Origin of the sequence: Thalassolituus sp. UBA3500, assembly GCF_002377545.1 — a bacterium.
In the GTDB taxonomy this organism is placed as follows: domain Bacteria; phylum Pseudomonadota; class Gammaproteobacteria; order Pseudomonadales; family Oceanobacteraceae; genus Thalassolituus.
In genome coordinates this window covers 1-22,250 of record NZ_DFQB01000046.1, presented here as the reverse complement: position 1 = coordinate 22,250, position 22,250 = coordinate 1, and the positions used below count along the sequence as shown (strand labels likewise).

Annotated in this window: 21 protein-coding genes and 1 pseudogene; 19 read left to right on the top strand and 3 right to left on the bottom strand. The window is 51.1% G+C overall.

Going from position 1 to position 22,250, the window contains the following annotated elements; all coding sequences use genetic code 11:
* A pseudogene (locus tag B2R29_RS11885) lies at positions 1-1,145 on the bottom strand (transcription-repair coupling factor); the annotation flags it as partial.
* Between the two features lie 186 nt (positions 1,146-1,331).
* On the opposite strand from B2R29_RS11885, the gene B2R29_RS11880 reads away from it, so the two are divergent.
* The 12 genes from B2R29_RS11880 to B2R29_RS11825 all read left to right on the top strand — a co-directional run bounded on the left by B2R29_RS11880 (position 1,332) and on the right by B2R29_RS11825 (position 12,602).
* Positions 1,332-2,777 (top strand): glyceraldehyde-3-phosphate dehydrogenase, encoded by a 1,446-nt coding sequence (locus B2R29_RS11880; protein ID WP_301181257.1) that lies wholly within the window; start codon positions 1,332-1,334, stop codon positions 2,775-2,777.
* 289 nt (positions 2,778-3,066) lie between these two features.
* Positions 3,067-4,401 (top strand): Na(+)-translocating NADH-quinone reductase subunit A, encoded by a 1,335-nt coding sequence (locus tag B2R29_RS11875; RefSeq protein WP_301181256.1) that lies wholly within the window; start codon positions 3,067-3,069, stop codon positions 4,399-4,401.
* 2 nt (positions 4,402-4,403) lie between these two features.
* The gene (locus B2R29_RS11870) at positions 4,404-5,615 is read left to right on the top strand and encodes an NADH:ubiquinone reductase (Na(+)-transporting) subunit B (RefSeq protein ID WP_301181255.1); all 1,212 of its coding nucleotides are present in this window, start codon (positions 4,404-4,406) and stop codon (positions 5,613-5,615) included.
* The gene (locus tag B2R29_RS11865; RefSeq protein WP_301181254.1) at positions 5,605-6,402 is read left to right on the top strand and encodes a Na(+)-translocating NADH-quinone reductase subunit C; all 798 of its coding nucleotides are present in this window, start codon (positions 5,605-5,607) and stop codon (positions 6,400-6,402) included. The genes B2R29_RS11870 and B2R29_RS11865 overlap by 11 nt, the downstream gene beginning before the upstream one ends.
* Before the next feature lies 1 nt (position 6,403).
* Entirely contained in the window at positions 6,404-7,066 is a 663-nt protein-coding gene (locus tag B2R29_RS11860; protein ID WP_301181253.1) for an NADH:ubiquinone reductase (Na(+)-transporting) subunit D, read from the top strand.
* Positions 7,063-7,680 carry an NADH:ubiquinone reductase (Na(+)-transporting) subunit E gene (gene nqrE, locus B2R29_RS11855; RefSeq protein ID WP_245820096.1) on the top strand — a complete coding sequence of 206 codons (618 nt, stop codon included), beginning with the start codon at positions 7,063-7,065 and terminating at the stop codon, positions 7,678-7,680. The genes B2R29_RS11860 and nqrE overlap by 4 nt, the downstream gene beginning before the upstream one ends.
* Positions 7,681-7,690: 10 nt before the next feature.
* Entirely contained in the window at positions 7,691-8,914 is a 1,224-nt protein-coding gene (gene nqrF, locus B2R29_RS11850) for an NADH:ubiquinone reductase (Na(+)-transporting) subunit F (RefSeq protein ID WP_068442897.1), read from the top strand.
* Positions 8,915-9,184: 270 nt separating this feature from the next.
* The gene (locus B2R29_RS11845) at positions 9,185-10,330 is read left to right on the top strand and encodes an acyl-CoA desaturase (protein WP_301181252.1); all 1,146 of its coding nucleotides are present in this window, start codon (positions 9,185-9,187) and stop codon (positions 10,328-10,330) included.
* Positions 10,331-10,496: 166 nt separating this feature from the next.
* Positions 10,497-11,168: an SDR family oxidoreductase gene (locus tag B2R29_RS11840; RefSeq protein WP_068442900.1), complete on the top strand. Its 672-nt coding sequence runs from the start codon at positions 10,497-10,499 to the stop codon at positions 11,166-11,168.
* A gap of 32 nt (positions 11,169-11,200) precedes the next feature.
* Positions 11,201-11,557 (top strand): hypothetical protein, encoded by a 357-nt coding sequence (locus B2R29_RS11835; protein ID WP_301181251.1) that lies wholly within the window; start codon positions 11,201-11,203, stop codon positions 11,555-11,557.
* Positions 11,558-11,595: 38 nt separating this feature from the next.
* Positions 11,596-12,249, top strand: coding sequence for a hypothetical protein (locus B2R29_RS11830; protein ID WP_301181250.1), 654 nt, complete (start codon positions 11,596-11,598; stop codon positions 12,247-12,249).
* A gap of 110 nt (positions 12,250-12,359) precedes the next feature.
* On the top strand, positions 12,360-12,602 hold the full coding sequence (locus tag B2R29_RS11825) for a hypothetical protein (RefSeq protein ID WP_301181249.1): 243 nt from the start codon (positions 12,360-12,362) through the stop codon (positions 12,600-12,602).
* A gap of 6 nt (positions 12,603-12,608) precedes the next feature.
* Here the strand turns inward: B2R29_RS11825 and B2R29_RS11820 are convergent, their stop codons facing one another.
* Entirely contained in the window at positions 12,609-13,910 is a 1,302-nt protein-coding gene (locus B2R29_RS11820; RefSeq protein WP_301181248.1) for a saccharopine dehydrogenase family protein, read from the bottom strand.
* A gap of 212 nt (positions 13,911-14,122) precedes the next feature.
* Here B2R29_RS11820 and B2R29_RS11815 point away from each other — a divergent pair, with 212 nt between their 5' ends.
* The 5 genes from B2R29_RS11815 (at position 14,123) to B2R29_RS11795 (ending at position 17,301) form a co-directional block, all read left to right on the top strand.
* Positions 14,123-14,461 (top strand): ArsR/SmtB family transcription factor, encoded by a 339-nt coding sequence (locus tag B2R29_RS11815; RefSeq protein ID WP_301181247.1) that lies wholly within the window; start codon positions 14,123-14,125, stop codon positions 14,459-14,461.
* A gap of 10 nt (positions 14,462-14,471) precedes the next feature.
* Positions 14,472-14,954, top strand: a complete 483-nt coding sequence (locus tag B2R29_RS11810) for an arsenate reductase ArsC (protein WP_301181246.1) — start codon at positions 14,472-14,474, stop codon at positions 14,952-14,954.
* Positions 14,954-15,964, top strand: coding sequence for an ACR3 family arsenite efflux transporter (gene arsB, locus B2R29_RS11805; protein ID WP_301181245.1), 1,011 nt, complete (start codon positions 14,954-14,956; stop codon positions 15,962-15,964). The genes B2R29_RS11810 and arsB overlap by 1 nt, the downstream gene beginning before the upstream one ends.
* 1 nt (position 15,965) lies before the next feature.
* Positions 15,966-16,484, top strand: a complete 519-nt coding sequence (locus B2R29_RS11800; protein ID WP_301181244.1) for a DUF6942 family protein — start codon at positions 15,966-15,968, stop codon at positions 16,482-16,484.
* 67 nt (positions 16,485-16,551) lie between these two features.
* Entirely contained in the window at positions 16,552-17,301 is a 750-nt protein-coding gene (locus B2R29_RS11795) for a DUF599 domain-containing protein (RefSeq protein WP_301181243.1), read from the top strand.
* Between the two features lie 14 nt (positions 17,302-17,315).
* Here B2R29_RS11795 and putA read toward each other — a convergent pair whose 3' ends face one another.
* On the bottom strand, positions 17,316-20,507 hold the full coding sequence (gene putA, locus B2R29_RS11790) for a bifunctional proline dehydrogenase/L-glutamate gamma-semialdehyde dehydrogenase PutA (RefSeq protein WP_301181242.1): 3,192 nt from the start codon (positions 20,505-20,507) through the stop codon (positions 17,316-17,318).
* A 457-nt stretch (positions 20,508-20,964) separates the two neighbouring features.
* Here putA and B2R29_RS11785 point away from each other — a divergent pair, with 457 nt between their 5' ends.
* Together B2R29_RS11785 and B2R29_RS11780 are read left to right on the top strand one after the other, a co-directional pair.
* Entirely contained in the window at positions 20,965-21,414 is a 450-nt protein-coding gene (locus B2R29_RS11785) for a hypothetical protein (RefSeq protein WP_301181241.1), read from the top strand.
* A gap of 101 nt (positions 21,415-21,515) precedes the next feature.
* Positions 21,516-22,232 carry a hypothetical protein gene (locus B2R29_RS11780; RefSeq protein ID WP_301181240.1) on the top strand — a complete coding sequence of 239 codons (717 nt, stop codon included), beginning with the start codon at positions 21,516-21,518 and terminating at the stop codon, positions 22,230-22,232.
* The last annotated feature ends 18 nt before the right edge of the window (positions 22,233-22,250 follow it).

Below are 22,250 nucleotides of genomic sequence, written 5' to 3'. Positions count from 1 at the left end.
GCATCGGCGAGCCAGTTCTGTAGACGCTGCAGCGGTTGGTCCAGTCGTGAATCCACAGTGAGGTCCGGCAGAGCGCGGGTGTCGAATGATACTGCTCCCGCGCGTTCTGGAAGGTCCTTATTGTGCAACTGAATGCGAGGGTAGTTATTCAGTGCGCTGAACAATTCGTTATGCGCCAGAAATAACTGCGCCGGCGGCACGATAGGGCGCTGAATATCATAGCGACGACTTTCATACCGTGTTTCTACGTCGTCGCGAAAGTACTTGGCGGCGTCTTCAATGCCCGCATCATGAATAACCAGTGTATTTGCCGGTAAATGATCAAACAGATTGCCGAGATCATCACTGAAGAAAAGCGGCAGGTAGTACTCAACACCTGCGGGGGCAATACCTTGGGCAACGTCGGTATAGACGCTGCAGGCTTTCGGGTCCTGCTCGAAGAAATCAAACCAGCGGGCCTTAAAGGTGCGTATCGCCGTGGTGTCCAGCGGAAACTCGCGCGCGGGTAAAATCCTGACCTGCTCTATTTTATCCAGAGTGCGCTGGTTGTCTGGGTCGAAGGTACGTAGTGATTCAATTTCGTCGTCGAACAGCTCTATGCGGAACGGCAGTGGCTGACCCATAGGAAAAATGTCGACGATTGAGCCGCGCACTGCGTATTCACCGTGTTCGTACACGGTATCAACGCAATGATAGCCGGCGTTCTCAAGTTGACGTCGGGTGTTGTCGACGTCAAAGGTACTGCCGATATCGAGCACAAAAGTTTGGCCCTGATAAAAACTTGCAGGCGGAAGTCGCTGCTGCAGGGTTGAAACCGGAATGATCAGCACACCCTTGCGGACATCATGCAGCTGACTCAGAGTCGCAATACGCTGGGAGATAATATCCTGATGGGGAGAAAATATGTCGTACGCCAGAATTTCCCAGTCCGGGAAGTGCATAACTTCCAGATCAGGGGCGAAGTAGCGGATCTCTTCTTCGAGTCGCAGCGCCGAGCTGGTATCCGTGGTGACAACCAATGTCAGCCCTGCGTGTTCTGTCGCAGCACTGGCCAGAGCCATGGCCTGGGTAGACCCTGTCAGCTGGCCCCAGAAGCGGCGTTCACCGGCACGTGAGGGGAGGTCAGGGTGTAAAGGGCTGGACATTCGCGCTCCTGAGCGGTGTGATCGATGCAAATTAGGCCGGCTAGTTTACCCAAAGCACAGGGCACTGTTAACCGAATGAAATCGCGGCAGCACGGCACCTGCGAAAGATTTGTCGGCAGCCTCGAAAATCGGCATAATACGGCCCCGATTTTTCCTCTTAAATTAACTTCTTTGTAAGGTGACCCCGTGAGCAAAGACCAGCGCGACGCCTGTTTACAGGACTGGATGGACCGTGAAGCCATCGCCGAGTCAATGATTCCTCTGATTGGTACCCTGTACCGCCAGAAAAGCATCGTTTCTTCTATCTACGGCCGTCCGGTCATTAATCGCTCAGTCATTGAGCTTCTGAAAGCGCACCGTTTTGTCCGTCACATGGAAAACGAAGAACTGTCAGTTCAGGATACCTATCCTTTACTGCAGGCTCTGACTGAGATGGACGTTGCTCAGGCACACATCGACCTCGGTAAGCTGGCGGTTAAATATCGCACCGAAGGTAACGGCAAAGACGTTAAAGAATTTCTGGCTGACGAGCTGGCTAGCCTGAACGGCGAAGCGGGTGACAGCGAGAACCGTGATGTTGTTCTGTACGGTTTCGGTCGTATCGGTCGTCTGCTGGCTCGTATCCTGATTGAGAAAGAAGGTGGCGGTAACGGTCTGCGTCTGCGCGCTATCGTTGTTCGTCGTGGTAAAGGTGATGACCTGGTTAAGCGTGCGTCACTGCTGCGTCGTGACTCTGTACACGGTACTTTCCGTGGTTCTATCAGCATTGACCACGAAAACGAAGCCATCATCGCGAACGGCACATACATCAAAATCATCTACGCCAACAACCCGGCTGAGATTGATTACACCGAATTCGGTATCGAGAACGCTCTGGTTATCGATAACACAGGTGTATGGCGTGACGAAGCTGGCCTTGCTCAGCACCTTGAAGCAAAAGGCACCGCACGCGTACTGCTGACTGCTCCGGGCAAAGGCGACCTGAAGAACATCGTTTACGGTATCAACAACAAAGACATCGATGCATCTGACAAGATCCTGTCTGCAGCATCATGTACTACCAACGCGATTACGCCAGTACTGAAAGTGATGAACGACCAGTACGGTATCGAGAACGGTCACGTTGAAACTGTTCACTCTTACACCAACGACCAGAACCTGATCGACAACTACCACAAAGGTGACCGTCGTGGCCGTTCTGCTCCGCTGAACATGGTAATCACTGAAACAGGCGCAGCGAGCGCAGTAGCGAAAGCGCTGCCTGAACTGAAAGGTCTGCTGAGCGGTAACGCGATCCGTGTACCAACGCCAAACGTTTCTATGGCGATTCTGTCTCTGAACCTGAAGAAAGAAACCAGCGCAGAAGAAGTGAACGACTTCCTGCGTGATCAGGCGCTGCACTCATCTGTGCAGAAGCAGATCGACTGGGTTAACTCTCCAGAAGTTGTATCAACTGACTTCGTTGGCAACAGCCACGCAGGTATCGTTGATGCCAAAGCGACCATTGTTAACGGCAACCGTGTAAACCTCTACGTTTGGTACGATAACGAGTACGGCTACAGCCGTCAGGTGGTTCGTATCGCGCAGCAGGTATGCGGTGTTGAGTACCCGACTTACCCGTCTCGCGGTTAAGCCGGAACAGAAAAAAGCCGTTGTCGTCTGACAACGGCTTTTTTTTGTCTAGAATTTATACAAAAGCGGTACAGACGCCTCCGGCATTATCCATTAGTGTGAGATTGACCGTAACGTCAGTGGATAAAAGTCAGTTGCGTCATTATACTTAGCGCGATTTTTTACTTGGGAAATGGGTAGTCTCCGCATAGGTCCGTGCGTGAATCTACGCTTTGTGGTACCCGATACCTCAAAGCGTGTTTCTGTACGCCTGAGGAAGACAGAATCCAAACGTGATTAGGCGAGGCATATGATCAACATTAAAAAAGGTCTCGACTTACCAATCACCGGTAGCCCTGAACAGAAAATTTCGGACGGTCCTAAGGTTACTCAGGTAGCTGTAGTCGGTCCGGACTTTGTTGGCATGAAGCCAACAATGACTGTTCAGGAAGGTGATCGAGTCAAGAAAGGCCAGGTGGTATTTACTGACAAGAAGACCGATGGCGTTCAGTACGTCGCTCCGGCTTCTGGTGTGGTAAAAGCTATCAACCGCGGCGAACGCCGTGTTCTCCTCTCCGTCGTTATCGAGATTGATGGCAACGACGAAGAAACCTTCGACAGTTATCCAGCTGACAAGCTTGCAACTCTGAGTGCAGGCGACATTGAGAAGAACCTTGTAGCATCTGGTCTGTGGACCACGTTGCGCACGCGTCCTTTCTCAAGAGTGCCTGAACTGGGTAGCCGTCCGGAAGCTATATTCATCAATGCGATGGATACGAATCCCCTGGCTGCTGATCCTCAGGTTGTGATCAGTGCCGATGCCGAAGCCTACAAACAAGGTGTTACGATCATCAGTCGCCTCACTGATGGTAAGACCTATGTGTGTAAAGCGCCGGGCGCGTCTGTACCAAGCGCAGGTGTTGAACAGACTGAAGAATTTGGTGGTCCTCACCCTGCAGGTCTGACAGGAACGCACGTTCACTTCCTGCATCCTGTCAGTGAAAGCCGTAACGTCTGGAGCATCGGCTATCAGGACGTTATCGCGATCGGTAAGTTGTTCACTACGGGTAAGCTGAGCACTGATTGTGTCGTTGCTCTGGCTGGTCCTCAGGTGAAGAACCCGCGCCTGGTTCGCACTCTGACCGGTGCATCTCTGGCTGAACTGACCAAAGGTGAGCTGAAAGACGGCGAGAACCGTATTATTTCTGGTTCTGTATTTGGTGGCCGCAACGCTGCCGGTGATCTTGCCTTCCTTGGTCGTTACCACACCCAGGTATCCGTGCTGGAAGAGGGCCGTGATCGCCCAATGCTGCACTACCTGCGTCCAGGTTTTGATCGCTTCTCTGCGATGCCGATCTACGTTACCAAGCTGATGAAGAAGATGTTCGACTTCACCACGACCACCAATGGCTCTGAGCGGGCTATGGTGCCGATCGGTACGTACGAACGCATTATGCCACTTGATGTTCTGCCGACTCAGCTGCTGCGTGCGCTGATCGTTGAGGACATGGAAAGTGCCATTGCTCTGGGTGCACTGGAGCTGGATGAAGAGGACCTCGCGCTGTGCAGTTTCGTCTGCCCAGGTAAGTACGAATACGGTCCAATTCTGCGTAAGAACCTCACCAGAATTGAAGCGGAGGGTTAATTATGGGCCTGCGTAGTATGCTCGACAGCCTCGAGCCTCACTTTTTGAAAGGTGGCAAGCTTGAGAAGATGTATCCGCTTTATGAGGCAATTGATACAGGTCTGTATTCGCCTCCAAGCGTGACCAATAACACTGCTCATGTGCGTGATGGTATCGACCTTAAGCGCATCATGATTACCGTTTGGGTATGTACCTTCCCGGCGATGTTCTTCGGTATGTACAACATTGGCCTGCAGGCGAACGACGCCATTGCAGCCGGTGCTGGAACGCCGCTTGAAGGCTGGCGTGAAATGCTTATCGCTATGCTTGGCGGTGGAGCGCATGACGCTTCCAGCCTCTGGGATAATATGGTCTTCGGTGCGGCTTACTTCCTGCCGGTTTATGCTGTGACCTTTATCGTCGGTGGCTTCTGGGAAGTTCTGTTCGCGACTATCCGCAAACACGAAGTGAACGAAGGCTTCTTCGTAACTTCGGTGCTCTTTGCTCTGACCTTACCGCCAACGATCCCGCTTTGGCAGGTTGCTCTGGGTATTTCCTTCGGTGTTGTGATCGGTAAAGAGATCTTCGGTGGTACAGGTAAAAACTTCCTGAACCCAGCACTGACTGGTCGTGCTTTCCTCTTCTTCGCATATCCGGCTCAGATGTCAGGTAACGCAGTATGGACTGCGGCTGATGGTTACACCGGTGCAACTGCACTGGGTCTGGCAGCTGAAGGCGGCGTTCAGAACGTTGTTGAATCTGGCATCACCTGGATGGACGCTTTCCTTGGTTTCGTACCAGGCTCCATGGGCGAAGTAAGTACCCTGGCCATTATGATCGGTGGTGCAGTGCTGCTGGTAATGAACATTGCTGCATGGCGTATTGTTGCCGGTGTCATGATCGGTATGGTGGCGATGACCCTGCTGCTGAACGCGGTTGGTTCTGACACTAACCCACTGTTTGCGATGCCTTGGTACTGGCATCTGGTTGTTGGTGGTTTCGCGTTTGGTATGTTCTTTATGGCAACCGACCCGGTATCTGCCTCAATGACCAACAAAGGTAAGTGGTACTTCGGTGCACTGATCGGTGTGATGGTAGTGATGATCCGTGTGATTAACCCGGCGTACCCAGAGGGCATGATGCTGGCGATTCTGTTCGCTAACCTGTTCTCACCACTGATTGACCATTTCGTGGTTCAGGCAAACGTTAAACGGAGGGTGGCACGTGTCAGCTAATAACGACAGCATCCAGAAGACACTCATCGTTGCAGTTCTGCTGTGTCTGGTGTGTGCAATCATTGTTGCAGGTGCGGCGGTTTCACTGAAACCACTGCAGGTTGCTAACAAAGTTGAAGACAAAAAGAAAAACGTTCTGGCAGCTGCAGGTATGTTACAGCCAGGCGTTAGCGTTGAAGAGCAGTTCAAGAAAATCACGACCCGTATCGTGAATCTTGAAGAAGGTCGTTTTGCGACGGAAGCCGAGCTGGCTGAAATCAAGGCCGCCGGTCTTGATCCGCAGAAGTACGATCAGCGTAAAGCTTCTAAAACACCTGAACTGTCCAAGCCTTTGTCTGGTGATGAAGATCCAGCCAGCATTAAGCGCATGGAAAAGTACGCTGAGATCTACATGATCGAAAACAACGGTGAAATCGAGAAGATCATTCTTCCGATTCACGGCTACGGTCTGTGGTCGACGCTGTACGGCTTTATCGCACTGAAAGGCGACATGGACACCATCGTTGGCCTGGGTTTCTACTCGCACGCAGAAACACCGGGTCTGGGTGGTGAAGTCGACAACCCATCGTGGAAAGCGATCTGGGAAGGTAAAGAGGTTTACGACGACAGCGGCGACGTTGCCATTAAAGTTGTTAAGGGGCCGGCGGAGCCAGGTAACCCATATCAGGTCGATGGACTCTCTGGTGCTACTCTGACAAGCCGTGGTGTAAGCAGCCTCGTGCGTTTCTGGGTAAGCGACCGTGCTTTCGGCAGTCTGCTAACCAAACTGAAAGAACAGGGAGCCTGAGATGTCACAGATTAAAACTGTTCTGACTGAACCGCTCTTCAGTAAGAACCCGATTGCCGTACAGATCCTTGGTATCTGTTCAGCACTGGCGGTAACCACAAGTCTGCAAGTGACACTGGTAATGTGTCTGGCACTGACTTCGGTAACTGCGCTGTCTAACACGGGTATCGCACTGATCCGGAATCACATTCCGAACAACATCCGTATTATCGTGCAGATGACCATCATTGCCTCGCTGGTAATCGTGGTAGACCAGGTACTGAAAGCCTTCGCTTATGAAATCAGTAAGCAGCTGTCGGTATTCGTTGGTCTGATCATCACTAACTGTATCGTAATGGGTCGCGCAGAAGCCTTCGCTATGAAAAATGGCCCGGTTCTGAGCTTCTTCGACGGTATTGGTAACGGCCTTGGTTATTCGGTTGTACTGATTACTGTTGCGGTAATTCGTGAACTCTTTGGTGCGGGTAAGCTGCTGGGCTTCGAGATTCTGCCTCTGGTTACCGACGGTGGCTGGTATCAGTCTAATGGTCTGCTGCTGCTGCCACCTTCAGCCTTCTTCATCATCGGTGGTTTCATCTGGGTACTGCGTACCTGGAAGAAAGACCAGATCGAAGAGTCTGAATTCAAAATCCTGCCAAACACTGAACACAGCGGAGGTCACTGATGGAACACTATATCAGCCTGCTGGTTAAGGCAGTCTTTGTTGAAAATATGGCGCTGGCCTTCTTCCTGGGGATGTGTACCTTCCTCGCGATCTCGAAGAAGATTCAGACGTCTCTCGGTCTCGGTATCGCGGTTGTTGTTGTACTTGCGATTACTGTACCGGTTAACAACCTGATCTATACCTACCTTCTGAAAGAAGGTGCGCTGGCGTGGGCCGGTGAAGAGTTCGCTCAGGTCGACCTCAGCTTCCTGGGTCTGCTGACCTACATCGGCGTTATCGCGGCGATGGTTCAGATCCTTGAGATGGTGCTCGATAAGTACTTCCCATCACTGTACAACGCGCTGGGTGTATTCCTGCCGCTGATTACGGTGAACTGTGCGATTCTCGGTGCCTCTCTGTTCATGGTTGAGCGTGACTACAGCTTTGGTGAATCAACGGTCTACGGTGTAGGCGCAGGTGTCGGTTGGGCACTGGCGATTACTGCACTGGCAGGTATCCGTGAGAAGCTGAAGTACAGCGACGTACCGGCAGGCCTTGAAGGTCTGGGTATTACCTTTATGACGGTTGGCCTGATGTCTCTTGGCTTCATGTCATTCTCTGGCGTATCACTGTAAGGAGTCGGTTGTGGATATAGAAATCATACTCGGCGTTGTGATGTTCACCGTGATTGTATTGTCACTGGTGTTCATCATCCTGGGTGCTCGCAGCAAGTTGGTTAACTCCGGTAAGGTAAAAATTCTGGTGAACGGTGAGCGTACCGTTGAAACAGAAGCCGGTGGCAAGCTGCTGAACACACTGGCAGCCAATAATATCTTCCTGTCATCAGCCTGTGGCGGTGGCGGTACCTGTGCGCAGTGTAAGTGCATCGTGAAATCTGGTGGTGGCGAAATGCTGCCTACAGAAGCGTCGCACTTCACCAAGGGTGAAGCCCGTGAAGGCTGGCGTCTGTCTTGTCAGGCACCGGTTAAGCAGGATATGGAAGTGGAAGTTCCTGAAGAGGTCTTCGGTGTTAAGAAGTGGGAAACCACTGTGGTATCTAACCCGAACGTTGCGACCTTTATTAAGGAGCTGACGCTTGAACTGCCTGAGGGGGAGAACGTTGACTTCCGTGCCGGCGGTTACGTTCAGCTTGAGTGTCCTCCGTACGAGATTAACTTCTCTGACTTCGACATCGAAGAAGAGTACCGCGGTGACTGGGAGCGTTTCGGCTTCTTCGATCTGAAAGCGGTCAACAAAGAAGACACCATCCGTGCTTACTCGATGGCGAACTATCCGGAAGAGAAGGGCGTTGTTAAGTTCAACATCCGTATTGCTACGCCGCCTCCGGGCAGCAAAGGCATTAACCCGGGCATCATGTCGTCTTACGTCTTCAACCTGAAGCCAGGCGACAAAGTGACGGTATACGGTCCGTTCGGTGAATTCTTCGCGAAAGATACTGACGCTGAAATGGTGTTCGTTGGCGGTGGTGCTGGTATGGCGCCGATGCGTTCACACATCTTCGATCAGCTGAAGCGTCTGAACTCTAAGCGTAAGATCAGCTTCTGGTATGGTGCACGCTCACTGCGTGAACTCTTCTATCAGGATGAATACGATCAGCTTGCCGAAGAGAACGACAACTTCGAATGGCACGTTGCTATGTCTGACCCTCAGCCAGAAGATAACTGGGAAGGTCTGACCGGCTTCATCCATAACGTACTGTATGAAGAGTACCTGAAGGATCACCCGGCACCAGAAGATTGCGAGTTCTACATGTGTGGGCCGCCAATCATGAACCAGTCGGTGATCAGCATGCTGGAAAACATGGGTGTAGAACCCGAGAACATCATGCTTGATGACTTCGGTGGCTGATTAGCAGTAGCCGTAAAAAGAACCGCGCTTCGGCGCGGTTTTTTATGTCCGCAAATGGCACTCTTGTTGTGCATTCAGGCCTTGGACTATTGATTAAATGGAAAGAGTTATTTGAAGTGGGCCAATCTGACGCCATATTTACATTAAACAATGACTTAACACCACATTCAGGCCATCCATAACTGACTAATTCCGGTATCATGTCGCAACAGTGTAATGCTCCATCGCTACACTGCGTAGAGTAACTGACGTAAACCAACTGAGTTGTCTATGAGAAAATCAGTACAAAAAGAAAAAGCCCCCTTAAACTGGACGGCGACCATCATGTTCATCGTGACGACAGGCGTTGCCGTCACACTCGTACCTTGGTATGGCATGACATATGGCTACGAAACTTCAACCTGGGTTGCCTATCTGGCATTAACCTGGATTACCGGCATGGCGATTACTGGCGGCTACCACCGTCTGTGGTCTCACAATGCTTACGATGCTCACCCGATTCTACGCGTCTGGTACGCGCTGTGGGGTGCGGCAGCGCTGGAGAACACCATCCTTGACTGGTGTTCTGGCCACCGTGTACACCATCGCCACTGTGATGATGTAGATAAAGACCCATACTCTGCTAAACGTGGTCTGTGGTTCTCTCACATGGGCTGGATGATTCGCGAATACCCAAGCGGTCGCGTTGATTTCGCTAACGTGAAGAATCTGATGAAAGATCCAATCGTTATGTGGCAGTACAAATACTATGTTCCTATCGTTTTTGCGATGAACATCGGTGTGCCACTGGCACTGGGCCTGATTTTCGGTGACGTATGGGGCATGCTGCTTCTGGCTGGCTTCCTGCGTATCGTGACGACTCACCACGTGACCTTTTTCATTAACTCGATTGCCCACAAGTGGGGCTCTCAGCCATACACGGATGAAAATACAGCGCGTGACAATGCATTCTTTGCATTCCTGACGCACGGTGAGGGTTATCACAACTACCACCACATCTTCCAGACTGACTACCGTAACGGCATCCGGTGGTTCCACTGGGACCCAACCAAGTGGTTCATCAAAGGATGTTCATATGTGGGTCTGACCAGCAATCTGCGCACGGTTCCGGATTTTAAAATCCGTCGTGCCATGGTGAAGATGCAGTTCAAACGCGCTCAGGAGAAACTTGCGAAGGCGGAAAACTCTGAAAAGTGGACTGAACTGCTGGAGAAAGAGTATGAGAAGTACCACGCAATGCTGAACGAATGGGCAGAAGTCCAGAGCGGCAAACTTGATGAGACGCGCAAGCAGCTCAAAGAGAAGTGGGAAAAGAACGCTATTCGCCAGCAGTACCACGAGCTTGAAGAGCAGCTGCATGAGCAGAGCCAGCGTATCAAGTCTCTGATGGCTGAATACAAAGCATCGCTCGCCTGAATTGGGTTCTGAGTGAATAAAAAAGCCGCGCGATGCGGCTTTTTTATTGTCTTTAAATTGTACCTGGATACAGGTTTCTGTATTTCGCTTGCAATATACCAGTGGGGAAGACGTACGATTCCAGAATCGTTAGACTTGCGTCTATCAAATTGTGGAAGGGCAGATCATGGCAAACATCGTAATTACTGGGGCAAACCGGGGAATCGGACTGGCATTGGCGAAGCTTTATGAAGCGCGCGGTGACTCGGTTACAGCGGTCTGTCGTGAAACCAACGACGAGATCGAAGAGATCGCCGATCAGGTGCTGTCAGACATCGATATTACGAATGAAGAACAACTGCCGGGCATTGCCATGGTGCTGGACCGGATTCTCGATGATCCCATCGACGTACTGATCAACAACGCAGGATTATTCACTAACGAGACTCTGCACGACCTCGACAGCGATCGCATTCGCGCACAGTTCGAAGTGAATGCCATTGCTCCATTAATGGTGACCCGTGAGCTTCTGCCATTAATGGCTGAGGGTACTAAGATTGCGAATATCACCAGCCGTATGGGTTCGATTGAAGACAACACCTCGGGGGCTTATTACGGCTACCGAGCTTCAAAGGCGGCGGTCAATGCCATCGGCAAAAGCCTGGCGAATGACCTGAAAGAGCACGGCGTTATGGTCGCTCAGATTCATCCGGGCTTCGTACAGACGCGTATGGTTGGATTTAATGGAGACATTTCCCCAGAGCAGGCGGCAGAAGGCATCGCAGCCCGCATCGATGATCTCACACTCGAAACTACAGGTAGCTTCTGGCACTCTAATGGCCAGCCGTTACCTTGGTAAGTCACGTTCAAGGATTCACATAAGGATTCACTATGAAACCGCGTATTTTAAAAAAGCACCACAGCCGTTATCTCGCTGAGTTTCTGGTTGAGTGCAGCCAGAATCCTGAGTGGACGAAAAAGCTTCAGGGATTAAATGAAGAAAACAAACTCGATACGGCCATTGAAGGTTTGCCGAAAGAATTCCTCGAAGATTTTCCGGAAGCCGAGCAATACAACCTGGCCTACAGCGTTGAGCGCGTAGACTTGAACGAAGTCCCACGCGCTGCTTCCTGCTGGTGGCCAGTCGACGAAGAAACGCATTACTACGTTGCATATCCAACCGCGTTTCCTGAGGCGAAACTGTATCTGGCCATCGACTTTGATGATCACTCAGACTGCTGTCATTAACTGATATCCATAGTCATCGAAACGCTTAAGGAAGCTTTATGTCACCTGATGAATTGCACGAGCGACTGCGTGAACAGCGTGATCTGTTCAATGAAGAGCACTCGACACGCCTTCACCGCGCAATCAGTTGGTGGCGTGCAGCCCAGGATCAGCAGGGCAATGCAGATCTGCAATTCATCACTGCGTGGATTTCCCTCAGTGCCTGTTGCCTGACCGACGAAAGTCAGCCAGGCAACAGTAGTTTCCTGAAGCTGATCGAGCAACTGGTGTCGCTTGATGAAGAGCAGGCCATTTACGAAATGCTTTGGCATCAGTACTCGGGCTCAGTGAAAGCACTACTCAAAAACCAGTTTGTGTATGGCCCCTTCTGGGAGGCTCAGCGTCAGGCTGCGGTGAATCCAGCGACAGAAAGCGACTGGAAAGAGCGTTTTGAACGCTCGTCAGTCGAAGCATTGAACTGCCTTAGCCGAAAGAAGGTCCCTGAGTTACTGGCACTGACGCTTGAACGCCTCAGTGTGCTGCAGGAACAGGTGATAGGCGGCGGCGCGACCTTCAACAGTCGTGTGAACCGTGAGCAGGTAGAAACCGGCTCAAGTTTGCTTATGACACTGTTGCCTGTGGTACTGAATATCATGCTTGAGCACCCGCATGAAGACTGGGGTACGTTGGCTTTTCCCGTAGTTTCTAACTAGTTTCTAACTAGATTCTGGATAGTTTCAGGCTGAAAGCACTGAACCTGTTGCTCACTTCTCAGTCATAAGCTGTACCTGTTTGGGTATTCTCCCATCAAGGAAAGGTCGTAATGATGAAACATAGAAACAGTGAGGAACATCGTATCGAACAACGTCTGCGCCGAATCGAATCGCAACTTCAGGATATTCTGATGGTGCTTGATCATCAGTCTACAGAGCGACTGGGCGACGATGACCAGAGTGTCTTAAATGAGGCTCTGCGTGGACTTCAGAGTAATCGCGACGACATTGCTCTCAAATTATTTGCCATGCAGGCGGCAAACGACCCGGAGATAGACTCCGGATCGGATTGACGAAGTTTACGCCGCTTCCTCTTCGGGCTTCTCAGCCGGCGTGATGTCTTCAAACGTCATATTGGCGTTCTTCTGCAGGCGCTCCATAAACACCTCGTTGAACAAGGCACCCGGCGTCCAGAAGCCGCCTTTGCCCCAGCGTTTCTTGCCACGGTTGTGGTAATCGAGAGCGAGGCAGACGGCGGCTTCGCCCAGCATCTTGCCTGTAAAGCCGTAGCCCGGATCTTTGTCGCCGGTGACTTTGGTGGCGATCACGGGCTCTTTACCGTGCTTGTAGTCTTTGTCGTAGCCGTAGAAGCGGATATCAAAGTAACCTTCTTCCTGCTCTTTCGGCGATGGCCCCTGACCCGGCTTCGGCAGGACAAATTTCTCCAGCAATGCGCGGGTTGGTTTCAAGGCTGCACCAACCGTAAAAGCGCCAAGCCCTAAGGTCATCCCTTTAGCCATGCGGCGACCTTTTGAACCTTTGCCGGTGAGCATGGCTTCGTTGTACTCGAAGCGATCGCCATACTCATTTTCAAGCAGTGCGTTCGTGCGGTGAACTACGCGCGTGTTGATGGCCGCCATGATGAACGGCATACCCCAGGCGTTCGAAGCACGGTCGAAAAAGGCGCGCTTGATATCAGGTTGTCTGACGCGAAAACCGTGATCAGGGGGGCACAGCGAATAGGGGTTTGCCAATTCTTTCTTAATCGCAGGATTGGCCATCACCTCTTTCGTCAGCTGGATCATGCTTGCGGTTGTTCCGCCCGACATACCACCTTTCGCTGCTTTGACGCGCATCTCAACTTTACTGACGGTGTGGCCGACTTTTTCTTTAGCCAGCTCTTGCAGGTGACGAACGCCGAGATCAGATGGGATAGAGTCAAACCCACAGCAATGAACAATACGGGCGCCGGTATCGATCGCCTTTGATTCGTACTTATCCAGCATGCGTTTAATCCACTGTGGCTCACCGGTCAGATCGCAGTAATCGATACCAGCGTCGACACAGGCTTTCACCAGAGGCTCACCATACAGAGCGTAAGGGCCCACAGTAGACACAATCACGCGGGTTGAGTCGCACAGTTCGGCGAGGCTGGCTTCGTCGGCAGCGTCGGCGATAATGTATTCAACATCTCCAGCGTCTTCACCAAGAATCGGCGCCAACGTGCCGCGAACCTGCTGAAGCTTGCGCTCAGAACGGCCGGCAATTGCCCATTTCAGATCCTTGTTCCAGCCGTACTGTGCCGCGATGTAGCGGGTCAGAATCCCGCCGACAAACGAAGTGGCACCAAAAATAATGACGTCATACTTACCGCGTGGCATGTATCGCTCCTTAAGCTCAGTCAAAAGAGGGTTTGAGAAAGATGAGATAACACTAGCAGCCTTTTAGTTACTTGAAAAAGGGGCAATCCGGCCGTTTGCCAGAGGCAAAACTTGCATATGCGAAAAAACATATATATGATTTTTCATATATTCAGATGATGACTTGTATAATTAGCAAGGTCGCAAGCTGAAGAGCGCACAACGCACATGAAATGCAGGGCTTAAAAACAGTGACCCCCGTTGAACTTATGAAACTGCTTGCCGACGACACGCGGCTGACCTCGGTAGTCGCAATGACGTCTGGCCCGCGCTGCGTTTGTGACCTGATGGACATACTGCAACTCAGCCAGCCAAAAGTATCGCGCCACCTGGCGATATTGCGTGAAGCTGGCTTGGTCGAGACTGAACGTCGTGGGCAGTGGGTGTATTACTCCTTAGCGCCGCAACTACCGGCATGGGTAGCTGAGGTCATCAATACACTGGCGCCCATGGTTCTTACGTCCGTACCTGAACACATGATCAATCCGGGAGAATCGTCAGCGTGCTGCTGACGTCTGATTTATGAAAATACTTTTTATCTGTACACACAACCGTTGTCGCAGCATCCTCGCTGAAGCACTGACACGTCATATTTCCGAGGGCAGAATTGATGCCCGTAGCGCCGGTAGCCAGCCTGCTGGTGTGGTATTTCCGGGCACGCTGAAATATCTCGAAAGCCAGAATATCTCCACCGAAGGCCTGGTCAGCCAGAGCTGGGATGATCACGAAGCCTTTGCGCCCGATGTCGTCATTACGGTTTGTGACAGCGCTGCCGGAGAAACCTGCCCGGTATGGTTCGGTAATGCCGCCCGTGTACATTGGGGCTTACCTGATCCATCAAAATTACCGACCGAAGACATGCAGCAAGGCATGTTTAAAGAGGTCGGCCGTATGATGCAGCAACGCTTGTCTCTGTTGGCATCAACTTCATTGGATAAATTCACGGACAAAAAATCACTCGAAACCGCTATCGGGCGGCTTCTCACACCGGAGCATGTTTCCTGATGGGTATTTTTGAGCGTTATTTATCCGTGTGGGTCGGGCTTGCGATTGTTGCAGGCATTGCTGCCGGTCTTATTACGCCGGATGTCTTTCAGATTGTTGCCAATGCCGAAGTCGCCAACGTAAATCTGCCGATTGCTGTTCTGATTTGGCTGATGATTTATCCAATGATGATGCAGGTTGATTTTGCGTCCATCAAAGATGTCACTAAGCAACCTCAGGGGCTTGCGCTTACCCTGATCATTAACTGGTTAATTAAGCCTTTCACCATGGCTGCATTAGGTTGGCTGTTTTTTCATCATATATTTGCGGACCTGGTGTCACCTGCCACCGCGCAGGAATACATCGCCGGCATGATTTTGCTGGGCGTCGCGCCTTGCACTGCCATGGTATTTGTCTGGAGCCACCTGACGCGCGGTGATGCGAATTACACCTTGCTACAGGTATCGGTGAACGACGTCATTATGATTTTTGCGTTTGCACCGATTGCAGGGTTTCTTCTCGGTGTCTCGGATATTGAAGTCCCGTGGGAGACATTGCTCATATCCGTCGCCTTGTACGTTGTCTTGCCGTTAGTGGCAGGTGTGCTCACTCGAAAAATACTCGGGGCAGAGGGCGTAGGGCGCTTGTCAGAGACGTTAAAGCCGTTGTCTATTCTGGGGTTGTTGGCCACCGTACTGATTTTATTCGGTTTGCAGGCACCTCGCATCGTAGAGAATCCTCTGGATATGTTGCTGATCGCAATTCCTTTGCTGATTCAGACCTACGGCATCTTTGCGATTACGTATTTCATCGCCATACGCATTAAGCTAAAGCATAACGTTGCTGCACCTGCCTGTATGATCGGCACCAGTAATTTCTTTGAGTTGGCCGTGGCTGTTGCTATTTCATTGTTTGGTTTGCATTCAGGTGCGGCACTGGCGACCGTGGTGGGAGTGCTTGTTGAAGTGCCGGTGATGCTCTCGCTGGTCGCTTTCGCTAACCGCACAAAACATTGGTTTGAACCGTCCTGATATGGCCACGGCGTCTGTTGCCGATGTTGGCTTAGGTGACCCGCAGGCAAGGCTGCGGGTTTATCTGGCAAACAGGCCATCTCTTGAACCCTTTGCGTATCCGGGTGACGTCATGCCATTAGCCGATGGCGATATTGCTCAGATTAATGCGCAAGAAGGAAATCATTGGCGCAAAATTTTTAATGTCTTTGCCAAGTTTCTGCACGAACTGAAATTTAACGGCACCGAAGAGTTCAGTCGTTGGCAGGACTATCGCGATGCGCGGATGCTCCATCCGGGCAGTGGCGTAGCGCTGTGTTTTGGCGGGCCTTCAACCATGACATCAAAACCATCACATCAAGTTCTTCTGATGGGCAAACAGTTCGCTGAAGAATGCGGCTTTTTCAAAACAGATGGTGCAAAATGGCTGGACAGTAGGTTCGCATCGAATCACTCAGGTTCGGTTGTGACTCCGTACTTCGATTATCGCCAGTTATCGGATGAGCGAATCCGTTATCTGGTGACCCTTCTTAAAGGGTAACTATTCACCTTACAGGCCACGTTATAGGTCATGTAACAGATCACCTTACAGGAGCAGGCATTTCGATATGGCAGGTTTTGCAGAAATAGGCATGCTCAACTTTATCAGCCTCGGTTGGCTGGTGTTTTGCTGGTTTGGTTATGCCAAATTTGCGCACTACCGGGCTAAACGTTCTGCGTCCTTGTCGTCTGTTCTGCATGTGCATCGTATCAACTGGATGCGCCGGATGCTGAAACGTGAAATCCGCGTAGGCGATGCGGCTCTGCTGGCTAACATTGAGCGCAACGTAAACTTCTTTGCATCCTCTTGCGTGCTGATTATTGCGGGTCTTCTTACTGCACTGACAGCAACGGATAAAATCAGTGCCATGTTGAGCACCGTATCGTTCGTTGAAGGCGACTCACTGACTGAACTCGAATTTAAGATCGCCGTGCTGGTGGTCATATTTATTTACGCCTACTTCACCTTTACCTGGTCAATGCGTCAGTTTGGATTTGCCTCGGTATTGGTGGGCGCTGCGCCTATGCCTGACGATAATTCGGTGACTCCCGGTGATCGTCGTAGCATGGCGCTCTACAGTGCGAAGGTCATTGATCAGGCCAGCCACAGTTACAACAATGGGCTGCGTGCGTTTTACTTCTCGATGGCAGCACTCAGTTGGTTTGTCTCTGAGTGGCTGTTTATGGGCACCGCAGCATTAATTACCGCTGTGCTGTATTCACGCGAGTTCCGCTCCAGTTCGTTGAAAGCGCTTAAGCAGGCTGAAAACGTGGGCGATAAAATCTTTACTGACGACAAAGAACTTTATCGCCAGTAATCATAACGTTTGATTCAACTTTGATTTTTCTGCCGTAGTAGCTCTGCGTTACCGCCTATCGCACTGGTGTTAACGCTGACTGTGCGCTCGCAGGCAAAACGTTTCACGTAATCAGGGCCTCCGGCTTTCGGGCCAGTGCCTGACCGCCCCAGGCCGCCAAACGGCTGTACACCCACCACAGCACCGATCTGATCGCGATTAATATATACGTTGCCCACGCGAGCGGTACGCGCAATAAAGCCTGATACTTCAGGATTGCGGGAATGCACAGACAAGGTCAGGCCGAATCCCGTGTTATTAATATCTTCAATGACTTTCGGCAGGTCAGCGTTCTGGTAACGGATCACATGCAGGATCGGCCCGAAGTGCTCGTCGTCCAGTTCTGAAATTGATCCAATCTCGTACGCAACGGGGGCTAGAAAGAAACCTTCTTCGGGCACGTTGTCGACTTGAGCCAACAGCTTGCCATGGCTTTTTAAATGGCGGATATGAGCAAGCAGACTGTTCTTTGCTTGCATCGAAATCAGCGGGCCGACATCGGTGGATACATCGCCTGGATTTCCCACCACCAACTCATTCATGGCGCCTTTTAATAAACGGATAATTTCATCGGCAATATCCGCTTGCAGGTACAAGGCTCGCAATGCCGAACAACGTTGCCCAGCGCTACCAAAGGCGGAGCGTAAGACGTCTTTAACGACTTGCTCAGGCAGGGCGGTTGAATCAACGATCATTGCGTTCTGACCGCCGGTTTCGGCAATAAATGTTGCGATAGGGCCACGACGATGGGCAAGGTCCATCGCGATTTTATGGGCTGTTTTATGAGAGCCGGTAAAGGCTACGCCAGCAATACGTGCATCGTTGCAGAATACATCGCCCAGTATCGGGCCAGACCCCGGCACGCACTGCAGTAATTCTTGAGGTACGCCTGCTGCATTGGCCAGTTCAATAGCACGTGCGGCAATCAGGCTGGTGGCTTCTGCGGGTTTGGCAATTACGGCATTGCCAGCGGCGAGTGCAGCACTGATCTGACCAATAAATATCGCCAACGGGAAATTCCAGGGGCTGATGCAAAACCACACACCGCGACCTTCATAGTGCAGTTGGTTTAACTCACCCGTCGGGCCGGGCAGGGCAATCGGCTCGGCAAAACCTTCATCAATAAAGCCCGAATAGTAGCGACAGAAATCGACGGCTTCACGAATCTCATCCACGGCGTCCCGCAGGGTTTTACCCGCTTCGCGCACACACAGCATGATCAACTCATGTCGGTGGGTTTCGAGTAAATCAGCCAGGGTCAGCAGCCAGGCTTTTCGCTGGGCGGCAAACGCGGGGCGCGGTTCGCTATTCCAGTGAGTAAAGGCGCGTTGGGCAGTATCAATAATGGCGTACACATCGTCAGGGTGTGCCCATTGCACGAGGCCCACCTTATCGTGTGCAGAGAAAGGGCAACCCACAACTATATCTGGCTGATAGGTAGTGAGGCTGCTGATCTTCACCTGAGGGCGAGCTTGCCATTGGTGAGACTTCCAGCGCTCTAAGCCTGCGAGTAACGAATCAAGCTCATCACGGTTGTTCAGGTTTAACCCGGCTGAATTTTTACGCGGTGCAAGAATATTGGCGGGTGCCGGGATATCCGCTGCGGGTGCAAAATGGTGCTCGCGGGCGAGATCCAGTGGTGACTGTACCAACGCTTCAGGGCTGATATCTGACTTCCATAGATGATGCACAAACGACGTATTGGCGCCGTTTTCTAACAAGCGTCGCACCAGATAAGGCAATAGCTCTTTGTGTTCACCGACCGGGGCATAAGTACGCACGTAGTCTTTGCGTTTACTTTGCCAGGCGTCATACAAGGGCTCGCCCATGCCCTGCAGGCGTTGGAATTCGCAAGCGTCACTCGATTCTGCTGATGACAGCGCATCGGCCATCGCGGATACGGCCATTAAGGTATGCGCATTATGAGTCGCGAATTGCGGATAAATGCCCGTGCTTTTCAGCATATAGGCCGCACACGCCAGATAGGAAAGATCGGTGTGCTCTTTACGGGTAAAAACGGGGTAACCGGGCAAGCCACGTTGCTGCGCCAGTTTGATTTCGTTATCCCAGTAGGCGCCTTTGACTAAGCGCACTGGAACTCTCACCGCGTGCTCGCGTGCTAACGCATCAAGCCAGCCCAACACGGGCAAGGCGCGTTTGCTGTAAGCCTGCACAGCGAGGCCAAACTGGCCCCAGTCAGCGGCTTCGTTACTCAGTACCTGTTCAAATAACTCCAGCGATAGAACCAGACGGTCGGCTTCTTCGGCATCAATGGTTACGGGCACCGACAACTCACGTGCTTCACGCACGAGTGTCGCGAGGCGATCATAGAGCCTGACCTTAACGTCTTCGCGCTGGGTGTCTTCATAACGCGGGTGCAGAGCAGAAAGCTTAATTGAAAGCGAGCAGGGACGTTTAGAAGTGTTAGCTGTTTGATCAGAGGCGTTGTTCTGAAGTGCGATCTCTTTTAACGCAGCTCGATAGCTGGCCAGATACTTCTCTGCGTCGTCATCACAGAGCGCCGCCTCACCCAGCATATCGAATGAGAAGGCATTTAACTCAGAGTGCGTGCGTTCGGCATTGGCGCGGGCAGTGGCGATGTCTTCACCCAGCACGAACTGATTGCCCAGCATCTGCATCGCGTATTGCAGCGCATTGCGGATCACCGGCTCGCCGGGGCGGGTAATCAAGCGCCCGAGTGCGTTCTTTAACCGCGCCATACGGCCACTGACCGACAAGCCACGCGTTGCCATATTCACCCAGTGGGATGGGCTATGGCTCAGGTGCTGCTCCCAATCTGCCTGAGAGATCTCAGCGCGGATAAAGGCATACCGTGACGCCTTATCCGGGATGCGCAACAGCGCCTCAGCGATAATCATCAGCGTCAGGCCTTCGTCGTTATCCAGGCTGTACTCCTGCATAAACTGATCGAACAGCGACAGCTCACCGGTATGCTCGCGCAGTTCGGTGATTAAGCGACACGCCTCTCGGGACGCGTGGGCCAACAATGGCTCAGACATCTGCTCGGCCATAGAGCGGACCAACTGAGTCTCGTCGGTACAACCGCCCGTATAATACCCTGCGCGAATCAACGCCATCCAGCCCGACGCTGGCACCGCCGCCATCTTCCCCGTCAGCATACGTTCTGCACTGAAGCTCTCAGCCATAAGCCACCTTAGTTATGTATTCTTTTTATAAGTCTAGGGCCAGATGGCAGGTGCTGCATCCTACCAGTTGGCAAAAACTAGTAATAAAGTGCTAGGTCGGCGATAAGCGATGCGGACAATCTGAATGTAAAGAGAAGGGGGACATCCATACAGTATATTTCGGCGTTTTCGGGCAAAACTGGCACGCTTTACATTCGCGCTTGCGCGTTTTGCCGGTGGGTAGTACGGTAAACCGTATGTGAATCAAAGACTTGTAGATGTGGTTTACAAGTTTCTGTGCCCGCGGTTATAGAAATAACAGGCGTGCGCGTTTTTCTGGAAGGGAGATTTGAATTATGGAAGATTTTTCAATCAGTTCAAAGAGTTACCTGGGAAACCTCGAAAGAGTGTCCCAGGATAAATGCGCACGCACACTAACAAGCTGTTATCAGCCATGAGTGATTGGAGAAATCGCTAGATGAAAATGGATTTTGATTACATGTCTACGCTGATGCGAGTCTTCATTGAAAGTGAGAGTGCTCATACTTCATGGCAAGATGTTGAAGACGCTGGTTTAGACCTCGGTGGAAGTGACAATAAATCCCAGTCTTTTCAAAAGTTTCACTTTCATTTGCACCAAATGCTTGATAATGAGCTGATCTCCAATGCATACCGGCGTATGGATAATCTAGAGGATGTAGGCCTTCATTTGTATCTTAGTGGAGAGTACAAAATTGATTATGATTTTCCTCTCAGACTTACCCAGAAAGGTTACGATTTCGCTGCAGCGCTCAATAACCGGGAGGTTTTGAGTAAGTTGAAATCGGAACTGCGGGATGCACCCTTCAAAACGGTATTCGAAGGTGGCCAGCAGTTATTGACACACTACTTTACCAAGAAAATTGATGAGCTTACTAAAGAAGGCTAATAACAAACCGCTGAAACTCGCTACGGCCACAGAAAGCGTGGCCTTCACTAGGACTCGCTTCGCTCGCCTTCTAGCGGAGCGTTATGTTTCAAGGAGATCAAATGCCAATTCCTGACTCAGTAATCGATGATATTAGAGCTGCTGCAAAAGAAGTCTGGCCTGACGACAAGGAAATGCAAACCTATACAGTCAAGGAAGAACTTGATGCATACAGGAATTTCGTGGCGCTGGATTATTCATGTGTTTCTGATGAAGAAAAAGAGTCCTTAATTCAAGAAGCCAAGGAAAGTTTCGACACATGGGAAGAGCGTTTCTCCTCTATTCAAGATGAGCTAGAAGCCATCGCTGAATTAAAAGAACTTATCAGCGCTAAACAGGGTGACGAGTTATTTAACCAATGGATACTTGAAGCTCGAACAGAGAATGAAAATTACTTTAGGGGGCAGCTTGAATACGTGCAAGAAAAAGTCTCAAGCTATGAGTCGATCCAAAGGACTCGGGCAGAAATAGATCCTCTGAAAAATATATTAATTGATATCGAGAATATCATAGGTAGTGAGTGTTACAATGGCAATATTCAAAATTATGGAAGTTGGGGTGACCTTGAGAGTGAAGGGCGCTCATTTCGTTATCCAGTCAAATTTTTCGATGGTGAAAATGAATTCAAACGGAAAACCGTACCCCGAGACATCCCAGCCGAACAGTTAATCAGTGGGTACTACCCATTTGGCGCTAATGAGTTAAACATATATAGGGCTCTACATAAGGTTCTTAAATACCTAGAGGCTGAACATGGGCTTAAACTACCAAAAACTTAGTATCAAGTTTGAAGTGCG